12 protein-coding genes, 2 pseudogenes and 1 riboswitch are annotated in these 14,371 nt (G+C 70.8%); of the genes and pseudogenes, 4 read left to right on the top strand and 10 right to left on the bottom strand.

Features of this window, described 5'->3' with window-relative positions:
* Positions 1–3: 3 nt before the first annotated feature.
* A riboswitch (guanidine-III (ykkC-III) riboswitch) is annotated at positions 4–71 on the bottom strand.
* Between the two features lie 28 nt (positions 72–99).
* Positions 100–1,272, bottom strand: a complete 1,173-nt coding sequence (locus ACZ5DS_RS34910) for a PP2C family protein-serine/threonine phosphatase (RefSeq protein ID WP_468246608.1) — start codon at positions 1,270–1,272, stop codon at positions 100–102.
* Positions 1,273–1,580: 308 nt separating this feature from the next.
* On the opposite strand from ACZ5DS_RS34910, the gene ACZ5DS_RS34905 reads away from it, so the two are divergent.
* Positions 1,581–2,813 carry an FAD-dependent oxidoreductase gene (locus ACZ5DS_RS34905; protein ID WP_468246605.1) on the top strand — a complete coding sequence of 411 codons (1,233 nt, stop codon included), beginning with the start codon at positions 1,581–1,583 and terminating at the stop codon, positions 2,811–2,813.
* 393 nt (positions 2,814–3,206) lie between these two features.
* Entirely contained in the window at positions 3,207–3,662 is a 456-nt protein-coding gene (locus ACZ5DS_RS34900; protein WP_468246603.1) for a hypothetical protein, read from the top strand.
* 222 nt (positions 3,663–3,884) lie between these two features.
* Here the strand turns inward: ACZ5DS_RS34900 and ACZ5DS_RS34895 are convergent, their stop codons facing one another.
* Entirely contained in the window at positions 3,885–4,535 is a 651-nt protein-coding gene (locus tag ACZ5DS_RS34895; protein WP_468246601.1) for an alpha/beta hydrolase family protein, read from the bottom strand.
* Positions 4,536–5,715: 1,180 nt separating this feature from the next.
* On the opposite strand from ACZ5DS_RS34895, the gene ACZ5DS_RS34890 reads away from it, so the two are divergent.
* Positions 5,716–6,879, top strand: a complete 1,164-nt coding sequence (locus ACZ5DS_RS34890) for a Kelch repeat-containing protein (RefSeq protein WP_468246599.1) — start codon at positions 5,716–5,718, stop codon at positions 6,877–6,879.
* Positions 6,880–7,431: 552 nt separating this feature from the next.
* Here ACZ5DS_RS34890 and ACZ5DS_RS34885 read toward each other — a convergent pair.
* The 8 genes and pseudogenes from ACZ5DS_RS34885 to ACZ5DS_RS34850 all read right to left on the bottom strand — a co-directional run bounded on the left by ACZ5DS_RS34885 (position 7,432) and on the right by ACZ5DS_RS34850 (position 13,295).
* Positions 7,432–7,593, bottom strand: coding sequence for a transposase (locus ACZ5DS_RS34885; protein ID WP_468246596.1), 162 nt, complete (start codon positions 7,591–7,593; stop codon positions 7,432–7,434).
* Positions 7,554–7,985 (bottom strand): transposase, encoded by a 432-nt coding sequence (locus ACZ5DS_RS34880; protein WP_468246593.1) that lies wholly within the window; start codon positions 7,983–7,985, stop codon positions 7,554–7,556. The genes ACZ5DS_RS34885 and ACZ5DS_RS34880 overlap by 40 nt, the downstream gene beginning before the upstream one ends.
* On the bottom strand, positions 7,985–8,191 hold the full coding sequence (locus tag ACZ5DS_RS34875; RefSeq protein WP_468246590.1) for a hypothetical protein: 207 nt from the start codon (positions 8,189–8,191) through the stop codon (positions 7,985–7,987). The genes ACZ5DS_RS34880 and ACZ5DS_RS34875 overlap by 1 nt, the downstream gene beginning before the upstream one ends.
* A 124-nt stretch (positions 8,192–8,315) precedes the next feature.
* The gene (locus tag ACZ5DS_RS34870) at positions 8,316–10,985 is read right to left on the bottom strand and encodes a SpoIIE family protein phosphatase (protein WP_468246587.1); all 2,670 of its coding nucleotides are present in this window, start codon (positions 10,983–10,985) and stop codon (positions 8,316–8,318) included.
* Positions 10,986–11,160: 175 nt separating this feature from the next.
* Positions 11,161–11,443, bottom strand: a pseudogene (locus tag ACZ5DS_RS34865) (helix-turn-helix domain-containing protein); the annotation flags it as partial.
* A gap of 11 nt (positions 11,444–11,454) precedes the next feature.
* Positions 11,455–11,625, bottom strand: a pseudogene (locus ACZ5DS_RS34860) (barstar family protein); the annotation flags it as partial.
* 45 nt (positions 11,626–11,670) lie between these two features.
* Entirely contained in the window at positions 11,671–12,444 is a 774-nt protein-coding gene (locus ACZ5DS_RS34855; RefSeq protein WP_468246586.1) for a YqjF family protein, read from the bottom strand.
* 110 nt (positions 12,445–12,554) lie between these two features.
* Entirely contained in the window at positions 12,555–13,295 is a 741-nt protein-coding gene (locus ACZ5DS_RS34850) for a class I SAM-dependent methyltransferase (protein WP_468246583.1), read from the bottom strand.
* A 172-nt stretch (positions 13,296–13,467) separates the two neighbouring features.
* Between ACZ5DS_RS34850 and ACZ5DS_RS34845 the strand changes: the two genes are divergently transcribed.
* Positions 13,468–14,304 (top strand): nitronate monooxygenase, encoded by an 837-nt coding sequence (locus ACZ5DS_RS34845; protein ID WP_468246726.1) that lies wholly within the window; start codon positions 13,468–13,470, stop codon positions 14,302–14,304.
* Positions 14,305–14,371 lie beyond the last annotated feature (67 nt).

The following is a 14,371-nucleotide window of genomic DNA, read 5'->3' as shown; positions in this document are numbered from 1 at the left end:
GTGCGTGCGTCGTCTTGGCGGGCCGGGTACGGCGCACATCTCGTCCGGGGCAGGCACGTTCGAGCCTCCGGCGGGACGCTATCACGCAGTCCGTGAACCTCAGAGGCTCTGGTGCGGTGCGGTCGGCCCGTCGGCGATCAGGCAGACGGTGAGGGCCGCGGTGTCGTCCTGCAGGCGGTTGTTGCTGTAGGCCAGCAGGTCGTTGTGGAGCCGTTCCAGCAGCTCCGAGGGGGGCAGGGGGCCCCAGGAACGGAGGCGCTCGAGCAGGGGGTAGAAGGCGCCCGAGGCGTCGCGGGTCTCCGTGATGCCGTCCGTGTACAGCAGGATCTGCTCGGCGGGGCGGAAGTCGTAGACGTCGACGTGGTACGGGTCTTCGACGAGCATGCCGAGGTTCAACGGCGGGCCCGAGTTCCCTCTGTCCAGCTCGCACACCTCGTCGGGCCGGATGAGGAGTGGGGGCGGGTGGCCGCAGTTGACGACGCGGACGAGATGGCCGTCGGCGGGGATCTCGGCGAAGACGGCGGTGACGAACCGCTCGCCCAGCTCCGTTCCGCCGAGCTGGTCCGCCCTGCGGTCCATGCTCGTCTCCACGCGCTCCGCCAGGGCGGGAAGATCCGGCTCGTCATGAGCCGCCTCGCGGAACGCGCCGAGCAGGGTGGCGGCGGTCTCGACCGCCAGCAGCCCCTTGCCGCGGACGTCGCCGATGAGCAGCCGTACCCCGTACGGGGTGGGGACCGCCTCGTAGAGGTCGCCGCCGATGCGTGCCTCCGCGGCGGCGGACAGGTAGAGGCTTTCCAGACGAAGGTTGCCGATCCGGTGCGGCACCGGTCTGAGCAGCACGCGCTGCGCGATCTCGGCCACGAACCGCACGTCGGCGAGCGTGCGCTCACGGCGGGTCCGGTGGGCGGCCAGGATCGTGCCGAGCGCGCCCACCAGGGCGGTGCAGATGTACGACGCCACGTAGTGGCGCTCCCACAGATAGCCGACGGCGCGGCCCGCACAGCACGGGGTACCGGCCAGCACCCCTTCGAAGACGACGGAGAAGACCGTGGCACCGGCGACCACGAAGGGCCCGTGGGCGAAGGCGGTCACGAGAGGCACGGCGATCAGCGCGAAGCTCACCGGCCAGTCCACGGGTGTCAGGGGTTCGAGCAGCAGAAGGGCCACGATGTACAGGACCGGGAGCCAGCGCATCCACGCCGGGGGCTCGGGCAGCTGTGTCCGTACGGCCATGGCGGCCTCCGGCTCCCTGCGGGTGTGCCGGTACCTCACCCGTCGCTCCTGTGCACGCACGCCGTCGGAGCCGCCGGAACGGGAGGTGCCGCAGCGGCCCGGCGGGCATGGCGTACGGGCGGGCGGCATGCCTGACGGTTCGGCCTACGCAGCCTTCGCACACGCGACTCCTGTCACACGACCCCGACAAGACGTCCAGCCTGCTGTGCCCGGTCGCGGCACGCCGGTGATTGCTCCGCTTGGCGGCATGTTCGGTCGGCCGGTACGGGAGTCGAGGTCCGGACGCGCGGGGGAGTATAGTATTCATCGACCGATGAATTACTGCTCTCGTGAAGGGCAGGACTGCCATGGAACACACCACGTGCTGTGTGGTGGGGGGCGGCCCCGCGGGCATGGTGCTCGCCCTGCTGCTGGCCCGGGCCGGCGTCCAGGTGACGGTGCTGGAGAAGCACGGCGACTTCCTGCGGGACTTCCGCGGCGACACCGTCCACCCCTCGACCCTCGCGCTGCTGGACGACCTGGGACTGGCCGAGCGCTTCGCCCGGCTGCCCCAACGTCGCGTGAACACCGTCCAGCTGCCGGTCGGAACCGGCCGCTCGACGGTCACCGTCGCGGACCTCTCCGTGCTGCCCGGCCCCTACAACTACGTGGCGATGGTGCCCCAGTGGGACCTGCTGGACCTGCTGGCCGACGAGGCCCGCCGCGAACCGTCCTTCGACCTGCGGATGAACACCGAAGCGACCTCCTTCCTGGTCGAGTCCGGACGGGTGACCGGGGTCCGTTACCGCACCTCCGACGGCCGCACCGGCGAGCTGCGCGCCGCCCTCACCGTCGCCTGCGACGGCCGGGGATCACTGGCCCGGACCCGGCCGGAACTCCGCCTCCGCCGCTTCACCTGCCCGATGGACGCCTGGTGGTTCCGCCTGCCACGGCGGGAGGGAGACCCGCGCGGACTCGTCGGCGCCTCCGGCGACCGGTTCCTGACCGCGATGATCGACCGCGGCGACTACTGGCAGATCGCCGCGCTCATCCCCAAGGGCACCGACACACAGCGCCGCGCCGCCGGCCTGGACCGCTTCCTGGCCGAGTTCACCGAGGCCGTCCCCTGGATGGCCGACCGTGCGCACGCCCTGCGCTCGTGGGACGAGGTCAAGCTCCTCGACGTCCGCCTGGACCGGCTGCGCCGCTGGCACCGCCCCGGCCTCTTGTGCATCGGCGACGCCGCGCACGCCATGTCCCCGGTATTCGGCATCGGGATCAACCTCGCGGTCCAGGACGCCGTGGCCGCCGCCCGCCACCTGGTCGGGCCCCTGAGCCGGGGGACCGTGGGCCTGCGCGACGTACGCGGAGTGCAGCGCCGACGCCGTCCCACCACGGTCACCACCCAGGCGCTCCAGCGCATGGCCCACGCGGCCGTCATCGGGCCCGTCCTGCACGGCCGCCCGCCGCTCGGCAGCGTGGAGAGGGCGCAGCACGGGGCCCGCCTCCTCAGCGGATCCCCCTGGCTGCGCCGGCTCCCCGCCTACTTCGTCGGATACGGCGCACTGCGGGAACGCCCACCGAAGGCGGCGGTCCGGTAGCGGCCGGCCGAGGTGCAAGGGCCCTACCAGTCGGTCAGATCTACGAGGAGATCGCAGTGCGGGTCGTCCGGTGCCGGTTGTCGGTGCTGCTCCTCCCTGATGAGGCTCGGGACCGAGCCGAGCAGCGCAGTGCGTTGAGAAGCTGTGTCAGATCCGGTGATCTATGGCACTCCGTGCCTGACGGGCAGGAGTGAGGAGTGGGATGAGCCCCTCGTCGCACAGCCGATACCGCACAGATGCAGACGTTGTACCGATCCCGCACGGTCGATCGATGATGCCGAGAGACCGATTCGTGCACTCTCCGCCGGGACTTCTGCTCCGGGACCAGGTGTGCCGCGAGATGATCCCCCTGGAACCAAACGGCAGGCGGGACCGGACGACAACGGAGTGACCATGACGAACACCGGCCCCGCGCCTTGGGGCGCCGACCCCGATGCCCCCTGGGGTCGTGACGACGACGGGAGCCCGCTGGTCCCGGCTTGCGAACACTGGACCGGCCCCGACGACGGCGCCCCCTGGGGCTGCGGCAAGGACGGCCGGCCGTTGCTTTCGATGGGCGGGCACTGGACCGACGTCCCAGAACTGGTCGACTGGCAGATCGCCGATATCCGGGCCCGCGTGGACCAGGCCCAGTCGGGCCACTGGTTCGTCGACCGGCACCCCGGCGCACCGGACGATCTGGTGTGCACCCGGTACGGCGGCGACACCCACATCGTCGGCCGCATCACGACCTATCAACCAGCCGACCTAGACCTGATCCTCCAGGCCCGAGAAGACTTCAACTGGTGCCTGGACATGATCGCTGAACTCCGCACCCAGTTGGCCGCCGAGAAAGGCGGTGCTGGTTGATGGCAATTCTTGAAAGCGACCGGGGCTACTCCTCGCCTCACTTGATCAAGCCCTCAAGGGAGTGGGGAAGTTCGGCGAGCGCCGCCCGGGGTGAGCCGGGGCCGCCGTTCGCCCAGTGTCCGGGCCGAACCGGCCCGTCAAGGGCGCCTTCGGTGTGGCTCAGTGACCGGGAGCAGGCTAGGCCCACGGGCCGGGGGCGCCGTATCGGGGACTGGAGTACCTCTACGGGCTGGCACTGGCCACGCCGCTTTCGTTGACGGTGAACCGCCCGTTCGTGGCGCCGTTGAAGGTCCCGTTCTTGATCCACTCGGTCAGTGCCGCCTTGAGCGTGGCATGGGGGCCGGCCCAGGGTTCGCCGGGGCGCGCGCCATAGGGCGTCCCGGCTTCCGGGGTGCAGCGCGGGCCGGAGCAGCCTTCGTACAGTAGGGCGTGGCTTGCGCACTGGACCCGCAGCAGCACCTTGTTCGTCATCGATGCCGGGAGGGCGTCGAAGGTGGCGGACGCGTTCGCCGCCGCGGCCGGCACGATGGTGTCGTCAAGGCCCTGGATGACCAGTGTGGGCGGGGTTAGCTGCCCCGCGACGGTGGGGTTCCAGCCGTAGCTGGAGAACGTTGGCGAGCGGTTGAGGCCAGTCGGATTGTTGGGGTCATCTCCTCCCCATTCGCGCCCTACGGTCTCCTGCTCCCTGAGTTGCGCCGAAAGCTGCTCCGGGCTGCCTGGGACGACGTGGCCGGTGCAGGCCGCCTCGCGCTCTGGCGGCATTCGCCAGGTTCCGGCTGTTGCAAAGGTGGACACATGCAGCGGGAAGGTGACGAAGCCTCCTGGCGGCGTCGTCTCCTCGGTCGGTCCACCGAAGGCCGCCGAGATGTACACGGCACGGTTGATCTTCGCGATGACGGCTGCGCTTCCGGGAAGGACCGGGTTGGCGGCGTACAGGGTCCGCCGACACTCCACCCGCCGAGCGAATAGGCGATCAGGGTGACCTTGCCGTCCGTCGGCTGTGCCTGTGCAATGGCGTCGTCGATGACCTGGCGGATGTCGCGTATCAGACGTCCATGCGTCCGAAGCGGACGTTGCTCAAGTGTGCGCGCCGCTCCCCGTCGAGTGGATTGGTCAAGAGCAGCTCCCCTGCCGATCGAGTGGGAACGCTGCCGGGAGGTGCGTGCGGTCGCATCCCCGGGCCAGGAACAGCTGCCGTCCGCGTTGTAGGGTCTGAGGCTCGCGTTGCCGGGATCGTCCAGGCCGTTCTCGAAGCGCGTCGAGCGGCCGTAGCCGAGCAGGCTCGGGGCGAAGGTGTCGACCCCCGCCCGCGCGAGTCCCTCCTGCGTGCTGAGCCGGCCGCCTTCCGGGGCGGGGTGGCGCAGATCGAACACCGCAGGGCCGGGTGCGGTGGCGCCGTGGATCAGCACCGCGGCCCTGTTAGTCACCCCTGGGCATTTGCCGGGGCGGCACCCTGAACCTCAGGAAGTGATTGCTGGCGGCGACACCGGTCGGCACCTCGTCGCATTGCTGGGCCGACAGCGTGGTGGCAGCGGCAATCGAAGTTGTGCCCGAGCCGAAGGCACTCATGATCAGGCAGACGCACAGCAGGAGCCACCTCGTCCGGGCTCCGAACCTCTGGCGTCCCCAGGCCCACTCCCGCCGCCCGCGCCCTGGCCGCTTCGGTTTTTGGTGCGCATGCCCGCCCGGCGCGCGCTCGTGGCTCTCTGGGGTGTGGTGCATGGCATCTCCCGACGGGGCGGCTGTGTATCAGTCCGGCACGGCCGCCGTTGGGCTGTGCACGCCTGTCGACTGGGCAGCCGTTCGGCTGCGACCTCGCCGAGGCCCTGACCCCCTCCGATTGGGGCGACCGCCGTATGGAGCAGCTGGCGGCGATGACCTCCTGATCACCTGCGTCCAGCCTCGCGGTGCGGACGGCACTGTCGTTCAGCCGTTTGCTGCGGTCGCGGTGCAGCCTGATCGGACGGATGCCTAATGTCGCGCATGTGCGGTTGGTCTGTCACTGAGAGGTATGCGGCGCGCGGCGGTGGCCGCGTGCGAGGAAGGAACACGTGTGAAGATCTTGTCGACGTATGAGGGCGGCGCCGGTGGAGCCGCGGTGCCTCCGCGCCGCCGGACGCGCTGGCTGCTCGTCGCGGTCCTGACGCCGCTGCTCGCCCTGACCTCCACGTTCGCGCACGCCCAGAGCGACTGGGCGGCAGTGCCCCATCTACCCACCGCCCGCTACGGCCTCGGTGGAACGAGCGCACCGTGTCCCAGGGGCGTGGAAGGGCTCAGAGGCACCTGCGTCTACGCCATCGGTGGCCAGAACGACAACTCGCCCGCACTGCGCACCGTGGAGGCCTACAGTCCGGCCACCAACAGCTGGCGGACCCTGCCCGGCCTGCCCACCGCGCGCTACGCGGTGACGGCGACGACCGCGCCGTGCCCCCCGGCCGTGCCCGGGCTCGTGGGTACCTGCGTCTACGCCATCGGCGGCTTCACGAACAGCGCGGTGGCCACCGTGGAGGCGTACAGCCCGGTCACCAACAGCTGGCGGACGCTGCCCAGCCTGCCCACCGCCCGCAGCTTCGCGGCGGCCACGACCGCACCGTGCCCCCAGGCCGTGGCAGGGCTGCGCGGCACGTGCGTATACGCCCTCGGCGGCTCCTTCAGCAACACGGTCCAGGCGTACAGCCCGGTCACCAACGCCTGGCGTTCGCTGCCCTCGCTGCGCACTCCCCGCGACGCTCCCGGCGCGGCGACCGCGCCCTGCCCCCGGGCCGAGGCGGGTTTGCGCGGCACCTGCGTCTACGCCGTGGGCGGCTTCAACCCCGCCGACGGCATCCTCGACAGCGTCGAGGCGTACAGCCCGACGACGAACACCTGGCGCACAGTGGCCTCCCTGGACGCCCCGCGCGTCGCCCTGGGCGCAACCTCCGCCCCGTGCCCCAGGGGTAGCGGCGCGGTGGGACAGGCCTGTGTGCACGCCATCGCCGGCTTCACCACCTTCACGGACTTCGCCACCAACTCGGCAGAGGTCTACACCCCCGTCGCGAACGACTGGAGCCCCCTGCCCGCCTTGACCACGGCCCGCTTCGAGCTCGGCGCGGCGACCGCACCGTGCCCCCAGAACATCCAGCAGAGCCGCACCTGCGTGTACGCCCTCGGCGGCATTGGCGATGCCCCGTCGTTCACGACGCTGAGTTCTGTGGAAGCCCTGCCTGTCGGTGAATGACTGGCCGATTTGCGGGCCTTGTCGGGGTCGAAGCAGGTACGAAGCAAGAACGGCAAATTGGTCCCACGGCAGACGATCACCTGCTGCCAATCGCGCACCCGACCAGCACAAGCATCTCGAATCCCACCCAACACCAGCCCCGTGACCAGCAACTTCAAGATAAAGCGGGTTCAGGGCGCTGCGCGCACAGGGGGACTGGCCACCACGGCCCTGGTGCTGGCTGGCTAACGACCCCTCCTTTCTGGCGCCGTACGCAGGTCAGCTCGGGCGACGACGTCTAGGTCACTCACCATGATGGGGCTATTTGGATTTCCCCACCCCCTGATCGGGATGGCCTCAGAGTCCGTTCGTAGTCGCGGACGTTCCTGCGGGCTCTCATGATCCACGATATCGCCCGCTCAACTCGCCATCGCTTGGCGAGGACGGCGAAGCCGTCCTGGTCTTTGCGGCGGGGCACCGTGTTGAGGGTGATCCCGAGGAAGGTGGGGGACCAGTCCACGAGGGTCCCGCCATAGGCGGAGTCCGTCCAGGCGACGGCCAGTTCGGGATGGGTCAGGCGCAGGCGGAAGAGCTGGTCGCGGGAGGGATGCTGTCGTGCGGCGAGGCCTTGGTGACCATCACGGCCAGGGCCATGCCACGCATGTCGACCGCCAGGTGCCGCTTCCTGCCGTTGATCAGCTTCCCGCCGTCGAAGCCGCGGCTGTCCTGGCCCACGGTCTCGGCGCCCTTGATGGACGGGAGTCCAGGATCACCGCGACGGTGCGGGGATTGAGGCCGTCGTGGAGGCGGACCATCTGGTGCAGTTCGGCATGGATGCGGGCCAGCGTTCCTTTCGCGCGCCATCTTTGGAAGAACCCGTAGATCGTGCGCCATGGGATGCCGAAGTCGACGGGAACGGCACGCCATGTGCACCCGTTGTCGTTGACGTAGCGGATGGCGTCGATCACGTTGCGGCGCGGATGTTTCTCCGGGCGCCCGCCCGTGGGCAGTTCGCAGGCGGGGACGGGCAGCAGCGGTTCGAGGACGGCCCATTCGGCGTCGGTGGTGTCGCTGGGGCAATGCCGCTCGCGCACGGCCGGCGGGCGGATCTCGTTCATGCAGGTCATCAGCGTTCCATGCGGGTGAGGACTTCCAAAGTGGCCTTGACGCCGCCGAGCTGGTCCAGGACCAGGCGGATCCATTCGTCGTCGGGGGCCTTCTTGGCGTGCGGGGCGATGATCCCGGTGATGAAGTTGGTGTTGACCGCGACCTTCCGCAGAAACCGCAGGCCCGCCCAGACCTGCGGCGGGGTGCGCTTGGTCGCCCGGCACAACTGCGCGAGTGTCAGCCCCGCCGGCCGCGCTTCCCGAAGAGCTTTGCGTACCGCCTGGCCTGGCGATCGGCGAGGCGCGGGCGGCGTACGACAGGAGTCGGCCGAGGTGACCCAGGCCGCTTCGTCACGCCTGCGCGGAGAGCTGCTGCTCGGTCCAGATGACCTTGCCTCCGGCCGTGTAGCGGGTGCCCCAGCGGTCGGCGAACTGGGCCACGAGGAAGAGGCCGCGGCCGCCCTCGTCCATGGTGGTGGCTCGGCGCAGGTGCGGTGAGACGCTGCTGCCGTCGGACACCTCGCAGATGAGGCTGCGGTCGCGGATCACGCGCACGGTGATGGGGCCGGTCGCGTGCCGGATGGCGTTGGTGACCAGCTCACTGAGGATCAGTTCCAGGGTGAACGTCTCCTCGTCCAGACCCCAGTCGTGCAGCAGCCTGCCGGCGCAGGCCCGCATGCCGGCGACGGCCGAGGGGTCGGAAGGCACGTCCCAGACCGCAGTACGCCCGCCGTCGAGCAGCCGGGTGCGGGCGACCAGCAAAGCCACGTCGTCGCTCGACGCCGTGGGCAGCAGCGCTTCCATCACGGCCTGGCACATCTGCTCCGGCGTCCGTCCGGCACGGGCGACGGCACGGCGCAGCCGCTCGATCCCCTCGTCGATGTCACGCTGCCGGTCCTCGATCAGGCCGTCGGTGTACAGCACGATGCTGCTGCCCTCGGGCAGCGGTGTCTCCGCCTTCTCGTACGGCAGCCCGCCCAGCCCCAGAGGAGGACCGGCCGGCACCCCGGCCAGGTCCGCGCGGCCGTCCGGGTACACGAGGAGGGGCTCCAGATGGCCGGCCCTGGCCATGGTGCACCGACCGGACACCGGGTCGTAGATCGCGTACAGGCACGTGGCACCGGCGATCGTCGGGGCCTCGCTCTGCTCGGCGTCCCGGTCCTGGTCGATGCGGGTGACGAGTTCGTCCAGGTGCCAGAGCAGCTCGTCGGGCGGGAGGTCGAGCGTCGAGAAGTTGTGGACGGCCGTGCGCAGCTGCCCCATGGTGGCGGCAGCGTGCAGCCCGTGCCCGACGACGTCGCCCACCACCATCGCGACACGGGCTCCGGGCAGGGGTATGACGTCGAACCAGTCGCCGCCGACACCGCCGAGCCCCGCCTCGGCCGGCAGATAGCGGTGCGCCACGTCGAGCGCGCTCTGCTCGGGCAGCGCGTGGGGCAGCAGGCTGCGTTGGAGCGCGACGGCCATGGCGTGTTCCCGGGTGAAGCGACGGGCGTTGTCGATGCTCACCGCGGCGCGGGCGACGAGTTCCTCCGCCAGTGACACGTCCTCCTGCGTGAACGGCGTGGGCTCCTTGGAACGCCAGAAGGTGGCCACGCCGAGAATCACGCCACGTGCCCGCAGCGGAGCCACGATCATGGAATGGATGCCGAACGCCACCAGCTGGCGAGCGCGGTCGGGGGCCTGTGCCTGCCAGCCGGAGAACGCCGTCATGTCGGCCTCCAGCACCATCCGCCCGGAGCCGAACCCGGAGGCCTGCGGCGTGGCGGGGCTGAAACGGATGAGCTCTCCGGGTACGTACAGCGGTGAGTCGTTCCGGATGCCGTGCAGGGCGACACGACGCAGCTCCGTCATGTTCACCAGGCTCGGTTCCTCACCGCGCAGTACGGCATCGGCCAGGTCGACGGTGGTGTAGTCGGCGAACCTGGGCACGGCCAGTTCGGCCAGTTCCTCCGCCGTCCGGGTCACGTTGAGGGTGGTGCCGACGCGCAGTCCCGCGTCGTACAGCAGGCTGAGCCGTTCCTGGACGACCTCCACGCGACCCACCAGCGTGCTGAGCTCCGTCGTGTCCCGCAGGGTCGCGACCGAGCCTCCCGGACCGGGCTGCTGCGCCATGGGGCGCTGGCTGATCGCCAGCAGCCGGTCGCCGACCCTGATCACCTGGTCCGTGGCCGCCGCGCCGGTCAGCAGAAGCTGTTCGGCAGTCGGCTCGAGTCCCAGGTCTGCCAGGGGCCGGCCTTCCGCGTCGGCCGCCAGCCCCAGCAGGCGTCGTGCTTCGTCGTTGACCAGAAGCAGACGGCCTTGCCGATCGATGATCAGCACACCTTCCCGCACCGTGTGCAGAACGGCATCGTGGTGCTCGTACATGCGCGTCATCTGCGCCGGGCCGAGACCGTGCGTCTGCCGGCGCAACCGCCTGCTGATCAGCGCGGTCCCTCCGGTGGCCGCCCCGAGCACCAGCCCGGTCGCCGCCAGGACGAGCGGCACCTGCCGGTCGGCCGCCACGTTCACCCGCTCGACCGTGATGCCCACGGAGACCAGCCCGACGACCTTCCCCTCGGGCGAGGTGACGGGAACGACGGTCCGCACCGAGCGGCCCAGCGTCCCCGTCGTCGTCTCGGTGACGATGCCACCGTGCTGTGCCGCGGCGATGCTGCCGATGTAGTGCTCGCCGATCCGCGCCGGATTCGGATGGGTGTATCGGATGCCCTCGGGGCTCATCACCACGACGAAGTCCACAGCGGAGCGCTTGCGGGTCTCCTCCGCCTGCTGCTGGAGCGCGGCCGAGGGGTTCGGTCCGACCACGGCCTGTTGCACCGAGGAGGCTGTGGCGACGGCCGAAGCCACCGCCAGTGTGCGGTTGCGAGCCTCGCGCTCGGCGTCGGTGCGGGACTGCAGCAGCAGGGCGGCGACCGCCGCCGCCACGAGGATCACGATGATGAAGACCTGCAGGATGAAGACCTGGCCGGCGACGGTACGCAGCCCCTGCCCGGACCGCAGACGCCTGAGCTGCCGCTCCATAAACCCCATCTAACCTCGGCCCGAACGCGCCATCACCCGGAGCAGCCTGCCGCTCCCGGCCCTGCACATCGTGTCGCCGTCCGTGTACACGGTGCGGTCGTCGGACTCCGGCTCGGGGTGGAGTCCCAGGCAGAAACGATCTCTCGGGGGCCGTGGCGGGTGCGGCGGAAGGCGCCGGCGCGGTGCCGGTGTGGCGGGTGAAGAACTTGCCGAAGTTGGTGGGCTCGGAGAAGCCGAGTCGACGGGCGATCGTGGCGACGGGCTCGTCGGTGCGGGCGAGAAGGCGCTGAGCGGGCGACACGGGCATCGTTGATCTGCTTCGCGGGCCGACCGGTGGCGGCCAGGCAGGCGCGGGTGAGGGTCTTGACCCACGGGCCCAGACGGTGGGCGAAGTTCTCGGCCCGGCGTGTGGTGGCGTATCCGCGTTCCAACTCGGTGCGGAATCGGGCGTAGATCTCCGCCGCCCGACCAGGAAGTCATCGTCGTCGGGGGTCCCGAAACCCACGCTGAGACAGTCGGCGAAGGCGTCGAGATTCCTGCCGAAGTAGCCGTCGGGGGCGTTGACCGCCTCACCGATGACGCGCCAGAAGTCTTCAAGTGTCCTGATCCGGTGGCCGTCCAGCACGTAGATCGCGGTCACAGCCCACAGGTTACGGGCGTCTGCCTACAGTCGCTCAGGCGGAGTTCACGGAGTGGGGATGCCCGCCGGAGTGCGGGGCGGGCGACCGAACCGGACCGGAACCCCTGGCGAGTAGAGCACGCTGACAGGTGCCCCGACCGGCGCGGGCAGGCCCGCGGCGGCCACGAGGTTCTCGTCGCAGCGGAGCAGTTCGGCGCGGTGGAGCGGCCAACGGGGGTGGGTGTTCGGCAGATACAGGGCGCGGCCGAAGAAGGCGCTGTGCATGCCCCAGCGGGCGGTCAGGAAGTGTTCGAGTTCGGTCGGCGCCTCGACCCGCTCGCCGATCTGTACCGCGAGGCTGCTGCGGGCCCCGCGCGGCCCGGGCCAGCGACGGCTGCTGGTGTAGGTGACCGTACTGCCCTCGTGCCGGATCCCCATCCGCGACCACACGTACGGAAGGCGGAACGCGGCGCGCCCGACGGCTACGGGGATCAGGCGGGACGCGTCGAGGGAGCGGAAGACCACGCCGCGCCGGCCCTGCCCGTCCACGGAGTACAGCCGGACGTTGGTCTCCGGGAAGGTGCCGAGGTACGGGATGCCTGGGAGACGGAACCATCCGACGCGGTGCATCCGGAAGGCGACCAGACCGACGTACGTGACACCGTGCAGCGTGTCCGGCCGGGTCCCGGTCGGCAGCAGCGGGGCGACATCGGCCGGGTCGGCGGCCCAGTGGAGGAAGGCCAGGTCGAGCCAGGACTGCGTGAGAAGGGGCGGGTCCGCGGAATGAGGCGGGTCGGCGGTTATGGGCTCGGGCTGGACGGCAAGCGGCGGCTGCGGCATCGCACCAGTATCCCGAAGCACTTGGAGCCGCCGGAACGCAGGTGACCAGCCCCGGACTTCAGCCCTACCACCACCTGGAACGCCGTCCGAGGCAGGACGGATCCGGTCGGTCAGGCGTGCGTCGTCAGGATCATGTAGGGCGCGGTACGGGTCTCCGCCGGGGCGTCCTCGGCGGAGGCGCCGGCGGCGAGCGTCGGCAGGTCCACGGTGGGGGAGGGGAAGCCGGCCTCGGTCAGGAAGGAACGGTACCGGTCGAGGGAGCGGTAGTGGGTGGCACTGGTCATCGTGGTGCCGTCGAGCAGGCGTAGCAGGGTCGGTACGGTGTCGCCGTCGGTGTACACGGCTCCCGGTTCGCCGTGCCGCAGGGTGGAGAAGGCCACGCCGGTCGCTGCCGGGTTGAGGTCGGCGAGGAGGTACGGGGCGCCGGGACGCAGGACGCGGCGGATCTCGGCCGTGAGGGCGGCCAGCCGGTCGTCGTCGGGGTCGGTGCAGTACACCAGGCAGCACACGGCGCCGTCGACACTGTCGTCGGCGAGCCAGGACAGGGCGCGGCCGTCGAACAGCCGGTAGAAGATACGAGGGTGGGGGCGGTCGGCGCGAGCGATGTCCAGCATGTCCACGGAGGGGTCGAGCGCCTGGACCGTCCACTCTCCGCTGTCCGCGAGCCGCGCCGCGACCGCACCGGTGCCGCATCCGATGTCCAGCACCAGCCGGTCGGGTCCGGGGCTGCGGCCGAGTCGTTGCAGCACAGCAGGGAAGATCAGACGCTCGGCCAGCCGCATGTCGCGGCCCCGGTAGGCATCGGCTGCGGCCGAGGTGTCCCAGCCGAGAGGATCCTGGTCGGCGATCACGGGTCGCTGCCTCCTGCACTGGGATCGGCCCGGGGGTTCGGCGGCAGCCTGACACACAACACGACCCGCCTGTCCTCCGTGCAAGGAGATTCCCTCGACAGCGCATCCGGGGTGCGAACGGTTGACGTCGGAGTGATGCCCAGCGGCTGTCTCCCGGGGCGGCGGGCTCGGGCTGCTGGGTGGTGCGTACGGTGACCGGGACCGGCTGGCCCGTGAGCTGCCGATCGCGGCCGGGTGCGGGCGGCCCTGGGGAGTCGGGTTCCTGAGCTGGTCGGTCGGTGTCGACGCGGTCGAACAGGCGCTGGAGTACGGCCCCGTGGCGGTGATGCTGTCCTTCGGGGATCCGAGTCCGTTCGTCGAGCGCATCCATGCGGCCGGTGCGGCGGTGATCGTTCAGGTCACCGATCTGGAGGAAGCCCGCAGGGCGGTGGACGCGGATGCCGACGTCATCGTGGCGCAGGGCACCGAGAGCGGCGGGCACGGGGCCGTGCGCGCAAGGTCCACGCTGCCGTTCGTGCCGGTCGTGGTGGACCTGGCGGCACCGGTACCCGTGCTGGCGGCCGGCGGGATCGCCGACGGCCGCGGGGTGGCAGCCGCCCTCGCGCTCGGGGCCGCCGGGGCACTCATCGGCACCCGCTTCCACGCCACGGCGGAGCCCCTGGCCGACCCCTCGACCGCCGAGGCGATCCTGCGCGGGCGCGGGCAGGACACGGAACGCAACAGAGTCCTCGACATCGCCCGGCGGGCCCAATGGCCGACGAACTACACGGCTCGTACCCTCGGCCATTCCTACCTCGACCGCCGGCGGGGCCGGGAGGCAGAACTCGCCGCGGACTCCCGGGCCCAGGAGGACTACCAGACCGCTGTGGCACAAGGCGACGTTCCACCGCTACCGGTGTGGGCCGGCGAGGGCGTGGACCTCGTCAACGACCGGCCACCCGCAGCCGATCCGGTCGCGGCACTGGCCGCCCAGGCTGAGGAGGGCCTGGCCCGAGCGGGAAGGCATTGACCCTTTCCCCTGTCCTGCCGCTCTCGACCTGCCCCACGCCCTGGTCGAACGGGACACGACACCGGCT

It is taken from the genome of Streptomyces sp. NPDC031100, from assembly GCF_055570785.1.
Note: the sequence above shows the minus strand (reverse complement) of the source record. Positions and strands in the feature narration are given on the sequence as shown.